The 22,510-nt window shown below is 71.7% G+C and carries 18 protein-coding genes and 1 pseudogene; 2 read left to right on the forward strand and 17 right to left on the reverse strand.

Annotation, left to right across the window (positions count from 1 at the left end):
* Window positions 1-64 precede the first annotated feature (64 nt).
* The 11 genes from tpiA to ADK86_RS12210 form a co-directional block, all read right to left on the reverse strand.
* Window positions 65-841: a triose-phosphate isomerase gene (gene tpiA, locus ADK86_RS44390; RefSeq protein ID WP_053696598.1), complete on the reverse strand. Its 777-nt coding sequence runs from the start codon at window positions 839-841 to the stop codon at window positions 65-67.
* A gap of 6 nt (window positions 842-847) precedes the next feature.
* A complete protein-coding gene (locus ADK86_RS44395; RefSeq protein ID WP_053696599.1) occupies window positions 848-2,059 on the reverse strand; it encodes a phosphoglycerate kinase in 1,212 nt (403 codons plus the stop codon).
* A gap of 114 nt (window positions 2,060-2,173) precedes the next feature.
* Window positions 2,174-3,178 (reverse strand): type I glyceraldehyde-3-phosphate dehydrogenase, encoded by a 1,005-nt coding sequence (gap, locus tag ADK86_RS12170; protein ID WP_030597894.1) that lies wholly within the window; start codon window positions 3,176-3,178, stop codon window positions 2,174-2,176.
* A gap of 171 nt (window positions 3,179-3,349) precedes the next feature.
* Window positions 3,350-6,307, reverse strand: a complete 2,958-nt coding sequence (locus ADK86_RS12175) for a M14 family metallopeptidase (protein WP_053696600.1) — start codon at window positions 6,305-6,307, stop codon at window positions 3,350-3,352.
* Between the two features lie 120 nt (window positions 6,308-6,427).
* Entirely contained in the window at window positions 6,428-7,324 is an 897-nt protein-coding gene (locus tag ADK86_RS12180; protein ID WP_063788978.1) for a GNAT family N-acetyltransferase, read from the reverse strand.
* A 607-nt stretch (window positions 7,325-7,931) separates the two neighbouring features.
* Window positions 7,932-8,921, reverse strand: coding sequence for a DNA-binding protein WhiA (gene whiA / locus ADK86_RS12185; protein ID WP_003987139.1), 990 nt, complete (start codon window positions 8,919-8,921; stop codon window positions 7,932-7,934).
* Window positions 8,912-9,976: a gluconeogenesis factor YvcK family protein gene (locus ADK86_RS12190; RefSeq protein ID WP_053696602.1), complete on the reverse strand. Its 1,065-nt coding sequence runs from the start codon at window positions 9,974-9,976 to the stop codon at window positions 8,912-8,914. Before ADK86_RS12190 ends, whiA begins: the two co-directional genes overlap by 10 nt.
* Complete coding sequence (gene rapZ, locus ADK86_RS12195; protein ID WP_050498867.1) at window positions 9,973-10,863, reverse strand: RNase adapter RapZ; 891 nt, start codon at window positions 10,861-10,863, stop codon at window positions 9,973-9,975. Before rapZ ends, ADK86_RS12190 begins: the two co-directional genes overlap by 4 nt.
* 101 nt (window positions 10,864-10,964) lie before the next feature.
* Window positions 10,965-13,019, reverse strand: coding sequence for an excinuclease ABC subunit UvrC (gene uvrC / locus ADK86_RS12200; RefSeq protein WP_053696603.1), 2,055 nt, complete (start codon window positions 13,017-13,019; stop codon window positions 10,965-10,967).
* 173 nt (window positions 13,020-13,192) lie between these two features.
* Complete coding sequence (locus ADK86_RS12205) at window positions 13,193-14,074, reverse strand: hypothetical protein (RefSeq protein WP_053696604.1); 882 nt, start codon at window positions 14,072-14,074, stop codon at window positions 13,193-13,195.
* Between the two features lies 1 nt (window position 14,075).
* Window positions 14,076-14,708, reverse strand: a complete 633-nt coding sequence (locus tag ADK86_RS12210) for a papain-like cysteine protease family protein (protein WP_053696605.1) — start codon at window positions 14,706-14,708, stop codon at window positions 14,076-14,078.
* Between the two features lie 358 nt (window positions 14,709-15,066).
* On the opposite strand from ADK86_RS12210, the gene ADK86_RS12215 reads away from it, so the two are divergent.
* A complete protein-coding gene (locus ADK86_RS12215) occupies window positions 15,067-15,987 on the forward strand; it encodes a hypothetical protein (protein ID WP_053696606.1) in 921 nt (306 codons plus the stop codon).
* Window positions 15,988-16,132: 145 nt separating this feature from the next.
* Here the strand turns inward: ADK86_RS12215 and ADK86_RS12220 are convergent.
* The 6 genes and pseudogenes from ADK86_RS12220 to ADK86_RS12245 form a co-directional block, all read right to left on the reverse strand.
* Window positions 16,133-16,423 (reverse strand): annotated as a pseudogene (locus tag ADK86_RS12220) (MTH1187 family thiamine-binding protein); the annotation flags it as partial.
* A gap of 61 nt (window positions 16,424-16,484) precedes the next feature.
* Window positions 16,485-17,642, reverse strand: coding sequence for an MAB_1171c family putative transporter (locus ADK86_RS12225; protein WP_053696608.1), 1,158 nt, complete (start codon window positions 17,640-17,642; stop codon window positions 16,485-16,487).
* A complete protein-coding gene (locus tag ADK86_RS43090) occupies window positions 17,627-18,160 on the reverse strand; it encodes an ImmA/IrrE family metallo-endopeptidase (RefSeq protein ID WP_063788979.1) in 534 nt (177 codons plus the stop codon). The genes ADK86_RS12225 and ADK86_RS43090 overlap by 16 nt, the downstream gene beginning before the upstream one ends.
* Before the next feature lie 249 nt (window positions 18,161-18,409).
* Window positions 18,410-18,820: a Rieske (2Fe-2S) protein gene (locus tag ADK86_RS12235; RefSeq protein ID WP_030372287.1), complete on the reverse strand. Its 411-nt coding sequence runs from the start codon at window positions 18,818-18,820 to the stop codon at window positions 18,410-18,412.
* A gap of 35 nt (window positions 18,821-18,855) precedes the next feature.
* Window positions 18,856-20,304 (reverse strand): sugar porter family MFS transporter, encoded by a 1,449-nt coding sequence (locus ADK86_RS12240; protein WP_053696610.1) that lies wholly within the window; start codon window positions 20,302-20,304, stop codon window positions 18,856-18,858.
* Between the two features lie 6 nt (window positions 20,305-20,310).
* A complete protein-coding gene (locus ADK86_RS12245; RefSeq protein WP_053696611.1) occupies window positions 20,311-21,327 on the reverse strand; it encodes a zinc-dependent alcohol dehydrogenase family protein in 1,017 nt (338 codons plus the stop codon).
* A gap of 175 nt (window positions 21,328-21,502) precedes the next feature.
* Between ADK86_RS12245 and ADK86_RS12250 the strand changes: the two genes are divergently transcribed.
* Complete coding sequence (locus tag ADK86_RS12250; protein WP_053696622.1) at window positions 21,503-22,510, forward strand: LacI family DNA-binding transcriptional regulator; 1,008 nt, start codon at window positions 21,503-21,505, stop codon at window positions 22,508-22,510.

Here is a 22,510-nt window from a genome sequence, read left to right on the forward strand (position 1 = left end):
GGCGCACATGACGCCGGACCCGGCCCCGACAGGGTACGACGGGCCGGGCCCGTCGTCATAGCTGCTACTGGTCGCGGAAGCGGACGATCTTGACGAACTCGTCCACGTCGAGCGCGGCACCACCGACCAGGGCGCCGTCCACGTCCGGCTGCGCCATGATCGCGGCGACATTGCCGGACTTGACCGAGCCGCCGTACTGGATGCGGACCTTGTCGGCCAGCTCCTGGCTGTACAGCTCGGCGAGGCGGCCGCGGATCGCGCCGCAGACCTCCTGCGCGTCCTCGGGCGTGGCGACCTCGCCGGTGCCGATGGCCCACACGGGCTCGTAGGCGATGACGATGGTCTCGGCCTGCTCGGCCGGGACGTCCTTGAGGCCGCCGTCGACCTGGGCGAGGGTGTGCGCGACCTGGTTGCCGGCCTTGCGGACGTCCAGGCCCTCGCCGACGCACAGGATCGGGGTCAGGCCGTTCGCGAAGGCCGCCTTGACCTTGGCGTTGCAGATTTCTTCGTTCTCGCCGTGGTACTGGCGGCGCTCGCTGTGGCCGACGGCCACGTAGCTGCACTTGAGCTTGGCGAGCATGCTGCCGGAGATCTCGCCGGTGTACGCGCCGGACTCGTGCGCCGAGATGTCCTGGGCGCCATACTTGATCTTGAGCTTGTCGCCGTCGACCAGCGTCTGCACCGAGCGCAGGTCGGTGAACGGGGCCAGGACCGCGACCTCGGTGGCCTCGTAGTCCTTGTCGGCGAGTGCGAAGGCGAGCTTCTGGACGTGCGCGATGGCCTCGAGGTGGTTGAGGTTCATCTTCCAGTTGCCCGCCATCAGCGGGGTACGGTCAGTCACGGTTCTTCAGTCCTCCAGAGCGGCGAGGCCGGGGAGCGTCTTGCCTTCGAGGTATTCGAGGCTGGCGCCGCCACCGGTCGAAATGTGGCCGAAAGCATTCTCGTCGAAGCCGAGCGAGCGCACGGCGGCGGCCGAGTCGCCGCCGCCGACGACGGTGAAGCCGTCGCAGTTCAGCAGGGCCTGCGCGATGGCGGTGGTGCCGCCCGCGTAGTCGGGGTGCTCGGCGACGCCCACGGGGCCGTTCCAGAAGACGGTCTCCGCGTCGGCGATCTTCGAGGCGAACAGCTCGCGGGTCTTCGGGCCGATGTCCAGGCCCTCCTTGTCGGAGGGGATGCTGTCGGCGTCGACCGTGACGAAGTCGGCGGGCGCCTTCGTCTTCAGGTCGGGGAAGTCCGCCGAGGCCAGGATGTCGACCGGCAGGACCAGCTCGACGCCGTTCTTCTCGGCGCGCTGCATGTACTCGGTCACGGCCGGGATCTGGTCCTCCTGGAGGAGGGAGATGCCGACCTCGTAGCCCTTGGCCTTGAGGAAGGTGTACGCCATGCCGCCGCCGATCAGCAGCCGGTCGGCCTTGCCGAGCAGCTCGTCGATGACGGCGAGCTTGTCGGAGACCTTGGCGCCGCCGAGCACGACCACGTACGGGCGCTTGACGTCCTCGGTGAGCTTCTTCAGGACCGTGACCTCGGCGGCGATCAGGTCGCCGGCGGCGTGCGGCAGGCGGGCCGGCAGGTCGTAGACGGAGGCGTGCTTGCGGTGCACGGCGCCGAAGCCGTCGCCGACGTACACGTCCGCGAGGGCTGCGAGCTGGTCCGCGAAGGCGCCGCGCTCGGCGTCGTCCTTGCTGGTCTCGCCCGGGTTGAAGCGCAGGTTCTCCAGGACGGCGACCTCGCCCTCGCCCAGCCCGGCGACCACCGAGCGGGCGGACTCGCCGACGGTGTCGGTGGCGAAGGCGACCTCGCGGCCGATCAGTTCACCGAGCCGCTCGGCGGCGGGGCGCAGCGAGAAGGCCGGGTCCGGGGCGCCCTTGGGGCGGCCCAGGTGGGAGGCGACGATCACCTTGGCGCCGAGCTGGGCCAGCTTGGCGATCGTCGGCTGGACGGCGCGGATGCGGCCGTCGTCGGTGATGGTGGTGCCGTCCAGCGGCACGTTCAGGTCGGCGCGGACGAAGACCCGCTTGCCGGACAGCCCTTCCTGGGCGAGATCGTCGATCGTCTTCATGCGAAGTGACTCCGTTGCGTAGGTCGGTCATGGGACGGGGCCCGTACGGCGCTTCGGTGCGCCCTACGAGCCCCTTCCGCACAGCTACGTGCCCTGGCCTGGATCAGGCGGATGTCAGAGCTGGCCGCCGACGAAGACGGTCAGGTCCACCAGGCGGTTGGAGTAGCCCCACTCATTGTCGTACCAGCCGATGATCTTGACGCTCTTGCCCTGCGCCATCGTCAGGGAGGAGTCGAACGTGCAGGACGCCGGCCAGTTGACGATGTCCGAGGAGACGATCTGGTCCTCGGTGTACTCCAGGATGCCCTTGAGCTGGCCCTCGGCCGCCTTCTGGAAGGCGGCGTTGATCTCGTCCTTGGTGACCTCGCGCTCCAGCTCGACGACCAGGTCGGTCACGGAGCCGGTGGGGACCGGGACGCGCATGGCGATGCCGTCCAGCTTGCCCTCCAGCTGCGGGAGGACCAGCGCGGTGGCCTTGGCGGCACCGGTCGTGGTCGGGATGATGTTCTCCGCGGCGGCGCGGGCGCGGCGCAGGTCCTTGTGCGGGAAGTCCAGGATGCGCTGGTCGTTGGTGTACGCGTGGACGGTCGTCATCAGGCCCTTGACGATGCCGAAGTTCTCGTCGAGAACCTTGGCCATCGGCGCCACGCAGTTGGTGGTGCAGGAGGCGTTGGAGATGACGTGGTGGTTGGCCGCGTCGTACTTGTCCTGGTTGACGCCCATCACGACCGTGATGTCCTCGTCCTTGGCGGGCGCGGAGATCAGGACCTTCTTGGCGCCGGCCTGGATGTGCTTCTCGGCGTCGGCCTTCTTGGTGAAGATGCCGGTCGACTCGATGACGATGTCGGCGCCCAGCTCGCCCCAGGGCAGGTTGGCGGGGTCGCGCTCGGCCATCGTCTTGAAGGTCTGGTTGCCGACCGTGATGGTGTCGTCGGTGTGGCTGACGTCCTGCTTCAGACGACCCAGGATGGAGTCGTACTTCAGCAGGTGAACCAGGGTGGCGTTGTCGGTCAGGTCGTTGACACCGACGATCTCGATGTCCGCACCCTGCTCCAGGAGCGCGCGGAAGTAGTTGCGACCAATGCGGCCGAATCCGTTGATGCCTACGCGGATCGTCACGAACCGATCTCCTCGTTGGTGCGCCGGTTCACCACCGGCGAGCTGTATGGGATGTCCCCGACCGCCTCCGACCCTACCCCCAATACGAGACGTACGTGACATTGACAGGGGCGGTCCGGGCCCACTCTGGGGCCACGGGCCGCCCTGTTCGCCGAGAGAGTACGAGAGCGATCAGTCGTCCAGCGCGTCGAGCGCCGCGCCGGTCAGTTCGGCCCGTTGCGCGGCGGTCTGTACGTGTTCCAGGCCGAAGCCCAGCAGGACGGTGTTACGCGTGGTGATCGCGCCGGCCGTACGGAACAGCTCCTTGGAGCGGGTCCAGTCACCCGAGGAGGCCGGGCTGCCGGCGGGCGGCCCGGGGACCGACCAGGGCCCGAGGGAGGTCTCGAAGCCCTCCAGGGGCTCACTGCCGGCACCGGTTACGACCTTGGCGTTGTCCACGAAGACGCCGCGGCCGCCGGTGCCGGGGTCGGCGACGTAGGAGATCGCCAGCTCGACCAGCTGCCCGGCGTACGCGGACAGATCCACGGACACCGGCCGCCACCCGTTCGAGCTGCCGGTGAAGCGGTTCCACGCACCGGTCGTGCCGGTGTTGGAGCACTGGGTGCCGGTCCGGGTCAGGTAGTGCCGGAGGAAGGGGTGGGTGGTCAGGTAGTAGCCCTGGCCGCAGTCGGCGGGTACGTCGGTGCCGGTGCCGCCGTTCGCGTCACGCAGCGTGGTCCAGTCGTCCTTGCCGACGGTGTGCGCCTCGATGACGGCGTTGTCGTAGCCCGCCTCGGTGTCGTGGCTGAGCATGAACTGCAGGGCGGGCCGGCTGCCCGCGGCCACGCCGGTCAGGTCCACGGTCCGGGCCAGCCGCATCCAGGAGTTGTCGCGGTGCCGCGCGGCGGCGAACCAGTCGCCCTCGTACGGCTGGAACGGCGACCGTACGCCCGGGTAGGTACCGGCCGCGGCGCTCGCGAACTGCGGGAACGTGGCGGGCGGCAGCTCGTCGGAGATGACCGAGTGGGTACCGGCGGCGTCCAGCGGGTTGCCGGGCGCGTCGCCCAGCTCGACCTCCGTGCCGGCCAGCTTGCCGTCGCCCTTGAAGGAGGGCGGCGACTTCAGGGAGATCCGGCTGCCGGCGCCCAGGTAGTACTGGGCGAAGTCGTCGCTGACCGCCCGGCCGACCACGGCGCTGCCGCCCGCCTGCTCACCGGCGGTGAGCAGCTTGCCGCCCTCGTTGAGGTAGTCGCGTACGGCCAGCTGGGTGGCGCCGCCCGGCCGTCCCGCGCCGGTGTACCAGACCACCTTCTCGAAGTGGCTCAGCACACCGAGCGCGTCCGGGGTGCCCTGCCGGGCGACGTCCCAGACGGCCGCGCGGTGGCCGTTGGCGGCCAGGGCCTTGGTGTACGCGGCGGTGTGCCGCGCGGGGGCGGAGCCGCCCTCCTCGGCGACGACCAGGGTGTCGGCGCGGGGCCGCTCGGCGACGGCGTAGGTGAAGGGTTCGCTCCTGGTGGCCTTGCCGTCGCGGGTACGGCCGGTGAACCACACCTCCACCTTGTCGCCGGGGTCCACGCCCTCGACGGCGGCCCGGTACTGGTCGAAGTGGAGGTTGTCCTCGCCGCCGTAGGTCTCGCCGCCCTTCCAGGCTTTGAGTTCCTCGGTGTGCCGCTGCCCGCCGTTGACGCGGTAGTTGAGCTCCTTGTCCCGTACGGACTTGCGCGCGGTGACGGCGACCTGCTGCTCCTCGCCACGGGCGTAGGAGGTGGTGAAGGCGTGCGGGGTGAAGTCGGGGGCCTTCACGCCCACCGAAGAAACGGGCTGGTCAGGGCGCCCGGCGCTCTCGGCGACGGAGAGCGCGAAGGGGATGTTCTTCTCGAACTCCGCCTGGATCAGCTTCTCGGAGTCGGGGAAGGTGAAGACCGACTGGCAGTCGGCGGCGTTCCACTCGTCGTTGGGGTCGGCGTTCGACGCGGTCTGACAGGTGGACATCTCCGGGGTGAACATGGGGATGCCGTTGACGTTGGACGCGTGGCCGTCGGCCTCGCCGTTGGTGGTGTACAGCTCCGAGGAGACCTGCGGGCGGTAACCGGGGATCGCGGGCTTCTCCGGGGTGCCGGCCAGGGCCCGGTACAGGACGTCGTCGGGGGTCGGCGTGGCGACCTGCCAGCCGACGCCGTAGAGGATCAGCTCGGCGGCGGAATGGTAGTTGATGGCGTAACGGAAGCCGATGCGCTTCTCGAAGGCGTCCAGCGCCTTGGTCTCCGGCTCGGAGGCGGCGGACGGGCCGCGGTAGGTCTCACTGGACGGGTTGGGGGACGAACCCTCGTTGTCGTAGCCCCACTTGTAGGAGAAGTTGCGGTTGAGGTCCACGCCGTCGCCCGGCGTGATCTTCCCGTCGCCGTTGTTGTCCCGCAGGTTCTTGCGCCACATGCGGTTCTGCGGGCTCTCGAAGGTGAAGTCGTAGCCGTCGGGGTTGGCGGAGAGTACGAACCACAGCTCGGTGGTGTCGAGGATCTTCGTCAGCCGCGGGTCCTTGCCGTACCCGGCCAGGTAGTACTGCATCAGCCGGCGGGTCATCTCCGGGGTGATCCACTCCCGGGCGTGCTGGTTGGACAGGTACAGCACCGCGGGCTTGGCGCCGTCCTCGGTGGTGTCGGCGTTCTTGGTGAGCTTCAGGGCCATGATGTCGTGGCCCCGGACGGTCTTGCCGATGCTGACGACCTTCGCCAGCTTCCGGTTGAACCGGGCGGTGTCGATCATCTCCTTCATCAGGCCGTTGACGCCCATGTACGGCCGGAAGACCCGGTCACCCTGGGCCTTGAGCTTGCGCTGCGTCTCCGAGGAAACGATTTTGCGGGTCAGCTGGACCCCTTGTTTGCGCAACCCGGCCGCCTGCGCGGCGGACAGCTGCACCTCGATCTGCCCCTTACCGGTCTTCGGCACCTGCGCGCCCAGCTCGTGACCGTCCACACCGGCCTTCAGCAGCAGCGGCACCTGCGCCGCACTGACCTGACCGCTCCACGTCCCGATGGCGTCCCGGTCCCCTCCCCCGCCGTCCCGCGCCTGCGCCTGCGCGGCCGGCACCGCCGTCACCCCGCCCAGCAGCAACGCCGCCGCCGCGAGCAGTGATCTCGCCTTGCGTCTCATGAACCCCCCTTGCCGTCGTCCACCTCGTGAATGGGCGCTCGCCAGACTGGTCACGCTGCATGATCATGTCAATACAGCCCGTGGCCAAAAGCGGTGGCCGTACGGGGGTGTCCCGACGGCCTACAGGAAGTGCCCGGCCGCCAGGTACGGCGCCGGGACAGGCATCCCGCGAACGGCGATGTACCCCTCCTGGCTGATGGCGAGCCCGGCGGCGAGACCGACGTCGATCGCCCATTCGTTGGGGGCGGTGATGCAGTTGACGAGGGTGTCCCCGTACGACGCGGCCAGCGCTTCCCACAGCAGCCGCTGCGCGGTGTCCGCCCGCTCGGCGGCCAGCAGCACGGCGCGCCCCCGGTCGTCGACGTACACGTACCCCGGCCGGGACCGGTCTCGGGTGACGACCAGCCGGTGGGCGGCGAGCAGACAGCCGTGGTCGGGGCCGTGCCCGGCGCCCCGCAGGTCGCGGTCCAGCCGGTCCATCCACACGAAGTCGTCCGGACCACCGTCCCGGAGCCCGTCCACCGCGGGCAGGACGGACCGGTCGACGGTCCCCACCATCTGCATCTGCGGATGCAGCGAGAAGCCGGCGAGCCGGTAGCGGCGGGTGGCGCCGGGGTGGACGCTGGAGGAGAAGATGCCGGGGCGCCCGTCGGCGTGCGCGAGGGCGGCGTCCAGCAGGCGCTTGCCGATGCCGCGGCCCTGGTGGCCGGGCAGAACGCCGTAGGTGGCGAGGTACCAGAGGCTGTCGCGGTTCTGGGAGACGGCAAAGCCCACCACCTGATCGGTGCCCGCCTCCGTACCGGCGTCCACCGCGACCCAGCAGCCGCCCGGGTCGACGTCCAGGTAGTAGCGCATCCGGTCGATCCAGCGCCGGGCGGCAGCGGCGGGCCGCAGCTCGGGCTCCGGGTCGCGGGCCCTGCGGGCAAGCCGATCCGCGTCGAGAAACGTCAGCGCCGAAGCGCGCTCCGCCGACGCGAGATCGTCCGCCCCCATCGGTCTGATCCGCAATGCGTCCATTTGCCGGAGGCTAGGGGCGGCTGGGGTGGGCCGCACATGGTTTTCCGGGGGTGCCCGTTGCCCTCAGGGCGCCCGAAATTGGCGCGGGCCCGGCCCCTCCAGACTCCGTCCTCCGGTGCCGAACCCTCCCGTACGCGTCAGACCGACACGTACGTGGGTGGGGGACGCCTGCCCCCACCGGCCGTCCGTCGCCGTACGGCAGGAGGGGCTGGGCCGGAGGACGAAGTCTGGAGGACCGGCCCCGTATACGGATAAAGGTGTGCGCCACCCGGTACGGGCAGCGAGTCGGCCACGGCGGCTAATGGACCACCGGCCGTCGAAACTCCCCGGTACGGCGGTGGCGCGGGCCCGGCCCCTCCAGACTCCGTCCTACGGTGCCGAACCCTCCCGTACGCGTCAGACCGACACGTACGTGGGTGGGGGACGCCTGCCCCCACCGGCCGTCCCTCGCCGTACGGCAGGAGGGGCTGGGCCGGAGGACGAAGTCTGGAGGACCGGCCCCGTGCACCGGGTAAAGGTGCGCGCCACCCGGTACGGGCAGCAAGTCGGCCACGGCGAACGGCCCACCACCGGCCGACGAAACCCTTCGGCACGGCGGCGCGAGCCCTCAGCCGACCATCCCGTCCGCCATCTCCTCCGACAGATTCGACTCCGTGCCGGGGATGCCCAGGTCCTGGGCGCGCTTGTCGGCCATCGCCAGGAGGCGGCGGATGCGGCCGGCGACCGCGTCCTTCGTCAGGGGCGGGTCGGCGAGGGCGCCCAGTTCTTCGAGGGACGCCTGCTTGTGGTCCATGCGCAGGCGGCCGGCCGCGGCGAGGTGCTCGGGGACCTCCTCGCCGAGAATCTCCAGGGCGCGCTGGACACGGGCCCCCGCGGCCACCGCGGCTCGCGCCGAACGGCGCAGGTTGGCGTCGTCGAAGTTGGCGAGGCGGTTGGCCGTGGCGCGGACCTCGCGGCGCATCCGCCGCTCCTCCCAGGCCAGTACGGACTCATGGGCCCCCAGGCGCGTCAACAGCGCGCCAATCGCATCACCGTCCCGGACGACGACACGGTCCACGCCCCGCACCTCGCGGGCCTTGGCGCCGATGCCGAGCCGGCGGGCCGCGCCGACCAGCGCGAGGGCCGCCTCGGGCCCGGGGCAGGTGACCTCCAGGGAGGAGGAGCGGCCGGGCTCGGTGAGCGAGCCGTGCGCGAGGAAGGCTCCGCGCCACGCGGCCTCGGCGTCGCAGGTGGCCCCGGAGACGACCTGCGGGGGCAGGCCGCGGATGGGCCGGCCGCGGCCGTCGACCAGGCCGGTCTGGCGGGCGAGCTGGTCGCCGCCGGCGACGACCCGTACGACGTAGCGGCTGCCGCGCCGCAGGCCGCCGGGGGCCATGACCACCAGGTCGGAGGAGTGGCCGAAAATCTCCAGGATGTCCTTGCGCAGCCGCCGGGCGGCGATGCCCGTGTCCAGCTCCGCCTCGATCACGATGCGCCCGCTGACCAGGTGCAGACCGCCCGCGAACCGCAGGATCGACGAGACCTCCGACTTCCGGCAGCAGGTCCGGGTGACGGGGAGCCGGGAGATTTCATCCTTCACCGCTGCCGTCATCGCCATGGGCCGATCCTTCCATGCATCCGAAAAATACGGTCGTACGCGGCGGCCAGCAGCTCCGGGTCGTGCCGGGCGGCTCCCTTGTGGGGCTCCGCCGTGCCGCAGGGGCTGCCGGGCGCGGCGACCGCCGCCAGCTCGACCTCGCTGCCGACGAGCTGCTTGGCAGCGACGGTCAGGCTCTCGGTGTCGGGCACGGCGGCCCGGTCGGCCAGCACCACGTCGAAGGCGAGTTTAGGGGCGTGTCGGGCCAAAACCTCCAAATGACGCTGCGGGGAAAAGCCATCGGTTTCGCCGGGCTGGGGTGCCAGGTTCAGCGAGAGGACCTTGCGGGCCTTGGTCTCCTCCAGCGCTTCGCGCAGCTCGGGCACGAGCAGATGCGGGATGACGGAGGAGAACCAGGAGCCGGGGCCGAGCACCACCCAGTCGGCGTCGAGCACCGCGGCGACGGCCTCCGGCACGGCCGGCGGGTCCTCGGGGACGATGTGCACGGACTGCACCTCGCCGGGGGTGAGCGCGACCGTGGCCTGGCCGCGGACCGTGGAGATGTCGTCCGGGCGGGCCTCGTCGTGCCCCTTGACCAGGGCCTGGAGCTCCAGGGGTACGGCGGACATGGGCAGCACCCGGCCGTGCGCGCCGAGCAGCTTGCCGACCAGGTCCAGGGCCTGGACGTGGTCGCCGAGCTGTTCCCACAGGGCGACGATGAGGAGATTGCCGACGGCGTGGTCGTGCAGTTCGCCCTCGCTGGTGAAGCGGTGCTGGATCACCCGGGACCAGGTCTGGCCCCAGTCGTCGTCCCCGCACAGCGCGGCCAGCGCCTTGCGCAGGTCGCCGGGCGGCAGGACGCCCAGCTCGTCGCGCAGCCGCCCGCTGGAGCCGCCGTCGTCGGCGACCGTGACGACGGCGGTCAGGTCACCGGTGATCCGGCGCAGCGCGGCCAGCGAGGCGGACAGGCCCATGCCGCCGCCGAGCGCCACGACCTTGGGTGTGGCGCCCCTGCCGGAGCGGCTGCCCGGGACCAGCTTGCGGACCCGGCGCAGCCGCAGGGGACGGGCGGTCATTCGCGCCCCATGTCCCGGTGGACGACGACGGTCTCGACGCCTTCGGAGACCAGGCGGTGGGCGAGCTTCTCGGACATGGCGACGCTGCGGTGCTTGCCGCCCGTACAGCCGACCGCGATGGTGACGTACCGCTTGCCCTCGCGGCGGTAGCCCTCGGCGACGATGCGCAGCAGCTCCGCGTAGCCGTCCAGGAACTCCTTGGCGCCGGGCTGGCCGAAGACGTAGCCGGAGACCTCGTCGTTCAGGCCGGTGTACGGGCGCAGCTCGGGGACCCAGTGCGGGTTGGGGATGAAGCGGCAGTCGATGACCATGTCGGCGTCGACGGGCAGGCCGTACTTGAAGCCGAAGGACATGACCGTGGCCCGCAGCTCGGGGACCTCTTCGCCGGCGAACTGGGCGTCCATCTTGGCGCGCAGTTCGTGGACGTTCAGGCTGGAGGTGTCGATGACCAGGTCGGCGTCGCCGCGCAGCTCGCGCAGCAGGTCGCGTTCGGCGGCGATGCCGTCCACGATGCGGCCGTCGCCCTGGAGGGGGTGCGGGCGGCGCACCGACTCGAAGCGGCGCACCAGGGCCTCGTCGGAGGACTCCAGGAAGACGATGCGGCGCTTGACGTTCTGCGCGTCGAGGGTGGCCAGGGATTCCTTGAGGTTGTCGAAGAAGCGCCGGCCGCGGACGTCCACGACGACGGCGATGCGGGCGACGTTGCCCTGCGAGCGGGCGCCCAGCTCGACCATCGGCGGGATCAGCTCGGGCGGGATGTTGTCCACGACGAACCAGCCGAGGTCCTCCAGACACTTGGCTGCCGTGCTGCGGCCGGCTCCCGACATGCCCGAGATGATCACCAGCTCGGGGATGGCGGCGCTCTCGCCCTGGCCGGCCTCGCGCATCGTGCCCGTACTCACCTGTGCACCGTCTTCCTCGGTCTCGCGGGGGCGCGGTGTGTCGCGCGCGTCCCGCTGGTCGTGCCTGTACTGCTCTGTGCTGCCGCTCATCGTTCCAGCCCCCGTTCCGATGACAACGCGGCCGGTGCGGCCCCGTCATCCTCAATGATCTCTCCTGTGGCGGTGTTCACGGCGGGGGCGGCCGGGGCCGCTCCGGCCAGTGCCGCCGCGATGGTCTCGGCCGTCTTGCGGCCGATGCCCGGCACCTCGCAGATGTCCTCGACCCGGGCGGCGCGCAGCCGCTTGACCGAGCCGAAGTGCTTCAGGAGGGCCTGGCGGCGACTCTCGCCGAGCCCGGGGATGCTGTCCAGGGGCCCGGACCTGAGGCGCTTGCCGCGCTTGTTGCGCTGGTAGGCGATGGCAAAGCGGTGGGCTTCGTCACGTACGCGCTGGAGCAGGTAGAGGCCCTCGCTGCTGCGGGGCAGCACGACGGGGTCGTCCTCGTCGGGCAGCCAGACCTCTTCGAGGCGCTTGGCCAGGCCGCATACGGCGACGTCGTCGACGCCCAGCTCGGACAGGGCCCGCTGGGCGGCGGCCACCTGCGGCTGGCCGCCGTCCACGACGACCAGCTGGGGCGGGTAGGCGAAGCGCTTGGGGCGGCCCTCCTCGTCGGTGGGGCCGGTGGCCACGGGCGCGTCCTCCCCGGCGGCCGCCGCAGTGTCCTCCGCCGCGGGCGTCTCCTCTTCCCACTCCCCCGTCTGCTGCTTCTCCTGGAGGTAGCGGCGGAAGCGGCGTCCGATGACCTCGTGCATGGCACGGACGTCGTCCTGGCCTTCGAAGGTCTTGATCTGGAAGCGGCGGTACTCGCTCTTGCGGGCGAGGCCGTCCTCGAAGACGACCATGGAGGCCACCACGTCGTCGCCCTGGAGGTGGGAGATGTCGAAGCACTCGATGCGCAGCGGCACCGAGTCCAGGCCGAGGGCCTGGGCGATCTCCTCCAGGGCGCGGGAACGGGTGGTCAGGTCCGAGGCGCGCTTGGTCTTGTGCAGGGCCAGGGCCTGCTGGGCGTTGCGCTGGACCGTGGCCATCAGGTCCTTCTTGTCGCCGCGCTGCGGGATGCGCAGGGAAACGTTCGAGCCGCGGCGCTCCGTGAGCCACTGCTGGATCGGCTCGACCGGGTCCGGCAGCGCCGGGACCAGCACTTCCTTGGGTACGGCGTCGCCGCTCTCCTCGCCGTACAGCTGCTGGAGGGCGTGCTCGACGAGGGCCGCGGTGTCCACGTTCTCGACCTTGTCGGTGACCCAGCCGCGCTGGCCGCGCACCCGGCCGCCGCGGACGTGGAAGATCTGCACGGCCGCTTCCAGTTCGTCCTCGGCTAGTGCGATCAGGTCGGCGTCGGTGGCGTCGGCGAGCACCACGGCGCTCTTCTCCATGGCGCGCCGCAGCGCGTCCACGTCGTCGCGCAGCCGGGCGGCGCGCTCGTACTCCATCTCCTCGGCGGCCTCCTGCATGGACTTCTCCAGGCGGCGGATGTACGCGCCGGTGCGGCCGGCCATGAAGTCGCAGAACTCCTCGGCCAGTTCGCGGTGCTCCTCGGGGGAGACGCGGCCGACGCAGGGGGCCGAGCACTTGCCGATGTAGCCGAGGAGGCAGGGGCGGCCGATCTGGGCGGAGCGCTTGAAGACCCCGGCGGAGCAGGTCCGCACGGGGAAGACGCGCAGCAGCAGGTCGACGGTCTCGCGGATGGCCCACGCCTGGCCGTACGGGCCGAAGTAGCGCACGCCCTTCTTCTTGGCGCCGCGCATGACCCGCACCCTCGGATACTCCTCGTTGAGGGTGACGGCCAGGTACGGATAGCTCTTGTCGTCGCGGTACTTGACGTTGAACCGCGGGTCGTACTCCTTGATCCAGGTGTATTCGAGCTGGAGGGCCTCGACCTCGGTGTTCACGACCGTCCACTCGACGGAGGCCGCGGTGGTGACCATGGTGCGCGTGCGGGGGTGGAGGTTGGCCAGGTCCTGGAAGTAGCTGGACAGGCGCTGGCGCAGGCTCTTGGCCTTGCCGACGTAGATCACGCGGCGGTGCTCGTCACGGAATCTGTAGACCCCGGGCGAGTCGGGGATCTGTCCCGGCTTGGGTCGGTAACTGCTGGGGTCTGCCATGCCGCCCACCCTACTTGGGGGCGGTGACAGCGGGCGGCGGCGGGCGCGTGCGCCGGTGGTGCGGCGGGGCGTCCGCGCCCCTGGCGCGGGGCGCGGACGCGGGCACCGGCCCGGGCGGGTGGGCCCGTCCGGGCCGGCGCGGGCCCGGGGCGGGCGGTCCCCCGGGCCGAGCCTCAGCGGCTGTGGCGCCTGCGCAGCGCCGCCGCCCCGGAGAGGCCGAGGGCGAGCAGCGCGGCGGTGCCCGCCACGGCCGAGGCCGCGGTCACCGGACCGCTGCTGTCGTCCGCGGCGGCGCCGGCCGCGACGGGCTGCGGACGGGCCGCTGCGGCTGCGCTCTCCGCGCCGTCCTGCGGGCCGTAGCCGCCCGCAGCGCCGCGCCGGTCGTACGCGGAGCCGGGCAGCTTGTCGCCGTACGCCTTGGCGACCCGCTTCTGGTACGCGGCGACGGTGATGCCGCCCGCGCCGATGGCCTTGCGCGCCTCGGCGTCCAGCGGCCGGATGCGGTCGCCGCGCTGCTCGTACCAGGCGTTGATCTGCGGCTCCTGGAAGACGGTGCCGCCGTCCGCCGCCGCGCTGTAGCGGGCCTCGTCGTCGCCGGTCGCGATGTTGACGACCTTCCACGCGCCGCGGCTGCGGGCGGTCCACACGGACGCCTTCTGCCCGTCTGCGGAGACCGCGGTGCTGGCCAGGAACTCCAGCCGGGAGACCGGGGCCCCGGCCTTCCCTCGTACGAAGTCGGGCGAGAGCACGTACACCGGTACCGTCCGCCCCTCGATGCGCGGCTGCGCCTTGGCCGCGGCGACCGCTCCGTCGCGGGCGAAGAAGCGGGAGAGCGTCGCGAGGGTGTCCGGTGCGGTGGCCGCCGCGCGGGCCTCGGTGACGGCCGATATGGCGGGTGCGGGCGGCGGCGCGGGGGTGGCGGCCAGCGCGCTCTGCGGCGCGAGGCCGAGGAGGGCGGCGGCGAGCGTGCCGGTGGCGGCGGCCCGTACGGCGGTGCGGCGGGCCGGGGTGCCGGGAGCGGTGGCGGATGCGGCCGGAGCGCTGCGCTCGGTCATGTCAGGCTCCGATCCGGTAGAGCGAGTGGGTCCAGGAGAATTCGCTGCCGTTGACGTAGTAGTTGTAGTCGCCCCAGTTGTAGCGGTTGTTGGAGCCCCACGGGTCGCCCCAGTAGACCCAGTTGTTCGCGGTGTCGAAACCGTAGATCACGTGCATGTGCCCGCCGCCCGAGGACCACTGGATGCGGGTCTCGACGGGGCGGCCCGCGTTGATCTCCTTCTGTACGGTGCCGTAGTACAGGTAGCCCGAGACGTACGAGCCGCGGTTGATGCCGGCCCAGTCGAGTGCGTTCTGCACGTTGCCGAGCGTGGCCTGGTTGTTGGGGCAGGTGGTGCCCTGCTGCCGGTTGAAGGCGGCGTTGCAGAACTGGTTCTGGCTGTAGCGCCTGCCGTAGAAGGTGGCGATGGTGTTGCCGGAGGCGGCCCAGCACCAGTTGGTCTTCTCCTGGGCCTGCATGGTGATGTTGAGCCGGTTGGCGGCCGCCACGGCGTGGGGGGCCGTGGCTGCCGTGCCGGTGGGGGCGGGCGCGGCGGTGGCCGGTGCGACGGGTACGGCGGTCAGCGCGGCGGCCGACAGTGCCGCTGCCGACAGCCATCTGCGGCGTGCGCCGCGGCTGTGGGGTGCCGAAGTCATGGCGTTCCTCCCGAACGAGGGGGTTGTTACGGAGGAGCGCATCCGGATGCTGGTCAGGAGCATCGGGTGTTGTCGGGAGCAGGTCAACACGCTTCAATGCGGGGTGACATGGGGGTGTGGACGTCCGGTCCCGGGTGTGAACGGCCCGCGCCCGGCGTACTGCAGCGGACAGGCAGGGCCCGCGCACGGTGTGAAGTCCGGTTGTGAACGTTCACCGCGCGCGCCGAAGGGTTGGGCGATGACACAGCACACGACACAACAGGTACCTCACACACCTCGTGAGCTTCACGAAGCACACCGGAAAGCCGCACACCAGACACCTCGGGCGCACCCGGAACCGGGCCCGGTATCACCGCAATTGACCGAGCTGACGCAGATTCTCCAGACCGGCCCGTTCCACCTGGCGCTGCGGGCCGCCCTGGCCGCCCGCGGGCTGGCCCTGCACCGCGTCCAGCACAAGCTGGCGCAGCGCGGGATCAAGGTCGGGGTGACCAGCCTGAGTTATTGGCAGCAGGGGGCGCGGCGCCCCCAGCGCCCCGAGTCGCTGCGCGCCGTACGGGCCCTGGAAGAGGTCCTGGAGCTGCCCGCGCAGTCCCTGCACCGGCTGCTGGTCCCCGAGGGCGGCCCGCGGTCCGAGACCAAGGAGCGCCCCGCCGCCCGCTCCTACCGCACGCTCTTCGACCCCTCGGACGTGCTGCACCAGCTCCTGGCCGAGCTGGAGGCCCCCACGGACGGGGGGCTGCACACGGTCGGCCACCACGAATGGGTGCACATCGGGGCCGGACGCGAGATGAGCGGGCGCCGCTCCCTCCAGGTGGTGCGCGCGCACCGGGACGGCGTGGACCGCTACGTCGCCATACACCAGGGCGACGCGGGCTGCGACACGTCCCGGGTGGTCGTCACGGCCGGGGAGAACTGCCGCCTGGGGCGGGTCCGCCGGCACGCCGCCACCGCGATGGTGGTCGCCGAGCTGCTCTTCGACGTCCGGCTGCGCGCCGGCGACACCCATGTCTTCGGCTACACCTTCGAGGACGGCAGCGGCGGCCAGAGCGCGGAATACGTACGCGGCTTCCGCTTCGCCGGCGGCCAGTATGTCCTCCAGGTGTGCTTCGACGAGGCGGCCCTGCCGGTGCGCTGCCGCCGCTTCACCCGTACGAAGGCGGGCGCGCCGCGCTCGGGGCAGCAGGAGCTGACGCTGAGCGGGCAGCACCGGGCCGTACACCTGGTGGAGCAGGGGGTACGGCCCGGGATCGTGGGGATCGGCTGGGACTGGGGGTGAGGCGGACGGCCGCCGTGCGGGGCCGTTACGGGGTGGGCTCAGCGCCGGTGGCCGGCCCGCCCGGAGCGCCGGTGGCCGGGACGCCCGACGCGTCGGCGTCCGCGGCGGCCGTGCTGCCGTCCAGCGCGTCGGCGGCGGCCGCGTTCTGTGCCACGCGCTGCTCCAGCATGGCGATCTTCCCGTCGAGCGGACGGTCCATCCCCGGCCACACATCGGCCTTGATGCTGACCTGGACGCGCGGCACCCGCGCCGCGACCGCCTCGGTCGCGCGCTTGACGACGTCCATGACCTCGTCCCAGTCCCCCTCGATCATCGTGTACATGGAGTCCGAGCGGTTCGGCAGCCCGGACTCCCGGATGATCTTGATGGCGTCGGCGACGTACGCCGCGCCGTTCTCCTCCACACCCATGGGCGTCAGGGCGAAGGCAATGAGCACGGTCTTCCTCTCGTCGTACGAAGTTGGCGGCCCGTCGGCGGCGGGCCGCGGCGCGGCTCCGTCACCCGGTGTCGACGTGTACCGCCCGGTAGGCGCGTACCACGGGAGACCGGTAGGCATCCGCGATCCGCAGCAGGTGCCGGACCTCCGCGCCGAGATCGCCCGCGCCGGGGCCCGCGAGGTTGACGGTCTGGGCCCGCGGCTTCTCCCCCGTGCGCCGGGCGTGCAGCGCGGCCGCCAGCCAGCAGGCGGTGACATGCGCGTCGGCCAGGTGGCCGGGGACGGCCTGGCCGTCCACGTGCCGGCGGACCGCGTCGAGGGTGGCCGGGGAGACGTAGTCGCGCAGCACGATCATCGCGTCGCGGATCTCGATGACGCGGCGGTACAGGCGCAATTGGAGCGGCAGCACGGCGTCGAGCAGCCGGCTGCCCGGCCCGAGGACCACGTCCGGCGTCACCGCCGTCAGCTCACGCCACAGCACGGCCAGCCCCCGGTAGGCCGTACGGTCCCGCCACAGCCGCCGGACGCCGGCCACCACGGGCAGCGCCACGCCCGCCGCGATGAACAGCGCCTCCACGCCGGTGACCGGCGAGAACAGCGGGCCGAAGACCGGCGAACGGGTGAAGAGGTAGCAGAGCTTGAGCACCCACAGCAGGGACGCCAGCAGGATGCCGGTGCCGAACAGGCGCAGCCCGTACCGCAGCAGCCGGGGCGCGCCCGTGCGGCCCTGGGCCCAGCAGACGATGCCGCAGGTGGTGTCGGCCGTCAGGTGGAAGGCGAAGAAGACGTACCAGTAGGCGTCCGGCACGCTCGGGATGTCCGGCGAGGGGGTGATCTGGTTGCGCGGATGCGGCGGCCCGGTCACGTCCAGGACGACGAGCGCCGCCATCACCGCGAGGGCGGCGCCGAACACCAGGACCGTACGGCGCTGCCGCCCCGCCGCCTGGAAGATGAACCACAGCACGGCGGCGGCGTCGACGATGCTGAACAGGTGGGTGCTCAGATCGACCCAGTGCGCGCCGGGCACCAGCCGCGCCAGGACGGCGGTGACCGGCTCCAGGTGCATCGACATGGCCAGCGCGATCATCACGATGGCGAGCCACAGGGGCCGCTGCGCCCGGTCCGTCAGGCCGCGCGGAGCACGGGCGAGCACCACGGCCCACAGCGCGATGATCCCGGCGTTCTCCAGCCAGGCGAGGTCGGTCAGCCAGGTGAACACGGCGCTCCCGGGTGCCGGGCGTCGCGCAGGCCCATGCCGGAGGCCAGGCCGCCGAGCGTGCCGGACAGCAGCGTCGGCGCGGGCACCCGCCCCGCGCCCTCCAGGATCAGGCTGGCGATCATCTCCGCCTCCTGCTCCTGCCGGTCGGAATAGCGGGTGCGGCCCAGCGCCCGCCGGATGGAGTGCGGGTCCTCGATGTCGATGTGCCGGAAGAGCCGCTGGTCCTCGACGGCCGTGCGGTGGTCGCACACCAGGTGGCCGATCTCGTGGAGGATGATGTGCTCCTGGTGGAGCGGGCTGGTCCGGCCGTCGTAGAAGACGTAGTCGCCCTCCTCGGTCGCCAGCCACATGCCGGTCGGCATGCCCAGGCCGGTCGGGGTGGGCAGGGTCATCAGCCGCAGCGGGCGGTCCCGGTCGGCGGCGAGCCGGGCGCACAGTTCCTGCGCGGAGAACGGCTCGGGCAGCGGTATCCCGTCGATCACGCGCCGGCAGCGGCGGCGCAGTCGCCTCCAGTGCATCGCGGGCGGTACTCCATGGCTTGTGGGGACAGGAGGGCACATGACCCGGTAACGGCGCTCGGTCATGCCGCCCCCACGGGGCCTCGGCCCGAAGATCCCGGCACGACGAGCCCCCCTCGCGCGTCATCGGCGCACCACGTCGTGCGATCGTAGATCTTCTTCCCGGCTCTTGTCAGGCCCCTGCCACCGAGCAGTCCGTTTCCGGCCAACTGCGCAGCGTCACCGGCCGGGGCCGCCCCACGGCCCCCCTCAGCCGGCGATCAGCTTGCCGCCCTCCGCCTTGACCGGCACCTCCGGCAGCGGCTTGCTGGCGGGGCCCTGGATGACCTTGCCGGTCGTCACGTCGAAGCGGCTGCCGTGGCAGGGGCAGTTGCCCTGGTTGCGCTCGATCTTGTCCAGCACGCACCCCGCGTGGGTGCACTTGGCGCTGAAGCACTTGAACTGGCCCTTTTCGGGCTGCGAGACCAGCAGCCGGCTCTCGCGGTAGAGCTTGGCACCGCCGACCGGCACCTCGGTGGCGGCGCCCAGCGTGACGGGCTCGGCAGGTGTCGCGGACGCGCCGTCCGAGCCGCCGCCGGAACAGGCGGCGACGCCGAAGCCCGCAGCGCCGACGAGCGCGGCCCCTCGCAGCACGGTCCGGCGGGCGGGGGGCTGGCTCATCTCGTACTCCCGGATGCTCGGCCGGCGACCCTGCGTCACCGTGCGGCGTCGGCTCCCGACGATACCGGTACCGATCCGTCCGCTTCGGACTGCCCCGGCCGGCCCTGCCCACTGTCCGGAAGGTGCCCCTCCCGGCCCTTGAGCAGGTCCCGTTCGATCTCCTCCAGACTGCGGCCCTTGGTCTCCGGCAGCAGCTTCCGTACGAAGACGAAGGCGGCGAACGTCGTCACGGCGAAGAACAGGAAGTTCACGCCCGCTCCCCAGGCGCGCAGCAGCGACGGGAAGACCAGCGAGACCACCATGTTGAACAGCCAGTTGAACATCACGCACAGGCTCACCGCGGCGGCCCGGATGCGCATCGGGAACAGCTCCGGCAGCATCACCCACTGCACCGGGCCCCAGGAGACCGCGAAGGACGCGATGTACAGGGCGATGCCGAAGAGGGTGAGGGCGGACAGGGCTGCCCCGTACCCGAGGCCGGACAGGTTGGTGACGGCCAGTACGAGCATCGCCACGCACATGCCGAGCGCGCCGTACAGCAGCAGCGGCTTGCGGCCCTTGCGGTCGATCAGGCGCATGGCGGGCAGCGTCATCAGCATGTTGAGCAGCCCTATGCCGACGTTGGCGAGGATCGCGCCGTCGGAGCCGAAGCCGATGTCGGTGAGCAGCGTCGGCGCGTAGTAGATGATCGTGTTGATGCCGACGAAGTTCTGGAAGAAGACCAGCAGCATCCCGACCAGCAGGACCGGCCGCAGCCGGGGCGAGGCGAGGTCCTTGAGCGTCAGCGACCGGCTCTCGGCCCGCTCGATGCGCTCGGTCTCCTCGATCTCGGCCAGCTCCGTGTCGGCCGCGCCGCCCGCGCCGCGCAGCCGTGTGAGCACCTGCCGCGCCTCGGCGTTGCGGCCCTTGCCGACCAGCCAGCGGGGGCTTTCGGGCTGGGTGACGATGCCAAGCGCGAGGATCGCGGCGGGCACCACGCCCAGGCCGATCATCCAGCGCCACGCCTCCGCCCCGGCGAGCAGGTAGTCGGTGACGTACGCGAGGAAGATGCCGACCGTGACCAGCAGCTGCATCAGCGAGGTCAGGCCGCCGCGCAGGTGCTTGGGCGCCAGCTCCGTGAGGTACAGCGGTACGACGACGGAGGCGATGCCCACGCCGATGCCGAGCACGAAGCGGAAGGCGATCAGCGTCCAGGGGGTGGCGGACAGGGCGGCGCCGAGGGTGCCGGCGATGAAGACGGCGGAGGCGGCGAGGATCAGCCGTCGCCGGCCCCAGGAGTCGGACAGCCGGCCGGACAGGCCCGCGCCGAGCATCGCGCCGACCAGCAGGCCGGAGACGACCATGCCCTCCAGCAGCGGGGTCAGCGCGATGTCGCTCTTGATGAAGAGCATGGCGCCGGAGATGACGCCGGTGTCATAGCCCCACAGGATGCCGCCGAGGGCGCCGAAGACCCAGATCAGGGCGTTCTTGATGCGTGCGGGCACGGCGCGTCACCCCTTCCGCGCGTGCTGCGGGCCCTGGGGCGCGATGTGGATCTTGCGCCCGGTGCCGGCCCGGAAGCGGGCCACCGCCTCGTCGAAGTCCTCCAGTCCGTACACGTCGCTGACCAGCGGGTCCAGGTCGAGCCCGGCCTCCAGTACGTCGATGGCGGGCTGGAAGCTGTTGTGCACCGCCATCGAGCCGATGATGTCGATCTCGTGGTGGTAGACGAGGTACGGCGAGAACTTCGCGGAGCGGGCCGGGTCGGTGACGCCGAACTGGAGGAACGTGCCGCCCTTGCGGACCCGGCCGAGGCCGTCCTCGATGGCCGGGACCGCGCCGGTCGCGTCGATGACCACCTCGAAGCCGGGCTTGCGGCCCAGGTGGTCGGCGTTGGTGACGGCCGCGTCCAGGCCGAAGCTCTCGGCGAAGGCCAGCCGTTCCTTGTTGAGGTCCACGACGGACACGGAGGCGGCGCCCGCGGTACGCACCAGGGCGGCCATCATCAGGCCCATCGTTCCGGCGCCGTAGATCAGGTAGTGCTCACCGGGGCGCCGGGGCAGCCGGTTCAGGCCGTGCACCGCGCAGGACAGCGGCTCGATCAGGCCCGCCGCGGCCTCGGAGAAGGACTCCGGTACGAGGTGGCAGCAGCGCGCGGGCACCGCGACCAGTTCGGCGAAACCGCCCGCCTGGGTGACGCCGATCGCCTGGTAGTCCTCGCAGAGGTTGGCGCGGCCGATGCGGCAGTAGTGGCAGGCGCCGCACGGCATGTTCGGGTTGACCGCGACCCGGTCGCCGACGGCCGGGCCGGTGACGCCCTCGCCCACGGCCACCACTTCGCCGGTCAGCTCGTGGCCGGGGATCAGCGGGTAGGGCACGGCGGGCAGCTCGCCGCCGAGGATGTGCATGTCGGTCCCGCACAGCCCGCAGGAGGAGACGCGCACGACGACTTCCGCGGGTTCCGGCCGGGGATCGGGGACTTCGGTCAGGGCGGTACGGCCCGGCTCGGTGACCACGACAGCGCGCATGGCGCCTCCTCACGTCTTCGTGCGGTGTTGCGGGTGTTGCGGGATGGGGTGGCGTGAACGTAACCCGGTGGTAAACGTTTGCGCAAGCGTTTACGTCTAGGCTGTGATGGACTACGTACCGGCAGCGGACCACCTGCCGGCGAAACAGGGCGACGGACTCGGGGAGACGGACCGGATGACGACGATGGTCGATGTGGCGCGGCGGGCGGGGGTCTCCGTGGCCACGGTCTCGCATGTGCTCAACGAGACCCGGCCGGTACGCCCCGACACCCGCGCCGCCGTCCTCGCGGCCATCGACGAGCTGGGCTACACCCACAACACACTGGCCCGTTCGCTGGTCACCGCACGCACCCGCTCCATAGGTCTGGCGGTCTCCGCGATCAGCAACCCGTACTTCACCGAGATCCTCCAAGGCGTCGAGGCCGGCGCCCTGGAGGCGGGCTACAGCCTGCTGATCGCCGATCCGCACGACGACCCCGCGCACGAGCAGAAGGTCGTGCGGCTGCTGCACGAGCGCCGGGTGGACGGCATGATCGTCGCGCCGTCCGCCGAGCCCGCGGGCATGGCCGGCTACCTCACCCGGCGCAAGGTTCCGGCCGTCTTCCTCGACCGGCTCGTCGGCGACGCGTACGACCAGGTCTGCGCGGAGAACACCGCCCCCGTACGGCAGCTCGTCGAGCACCTCGCCGACCTGGGCCACACCCGGATCGGGCTGGTCGCCGGGCTGCCCGGCCTGAGCACCACCACCGAGCGCGTCCAGGGCTACCGCGAGGGTCTGCGCGCCCGCGGTCTGCCCTTCGCCCCCGAACTGCTGGCGGGCGGCAACTCCGAGGCGGAGGGCGCCCAGGACGCCACCCGGCACCTGCTCGCCGCCCCCGAACCGCCCACCGCGATCATCACCGCCAACAACGCGATGACGATCGGCACCCTGCGCGCGCTGCGCGACCTCGGCCTCGACGTGCCCCGCGACATCGCCCTGGCCTGCTTCGACGACTTCTCGTGGGCGGACCTGTTCGCCCCGCGTCTGACGGCGATCTCCCAGCCCAGCAAGGAGATCGGGGCCGCAGCGGTCCGGCTGCTCCTGGAACGGCTGGAGGAACCGGACCGCCCACCGCGCACCCTCCGGCTCCCCTGCACCTTCGTGCACCGCGAATCCTGCGGCTGCACCGGCGCCGGGCGCTGA

This window comes from Streptomyces sp. NRRL F-5755 (assembly GCF_001279365.1).
Lineage (GTDB): Bacteria > Actinomycetota > Actinomycetes > Streptomycetales > Streptomycetaceae > Streptomyces > Streptomyces rimosus.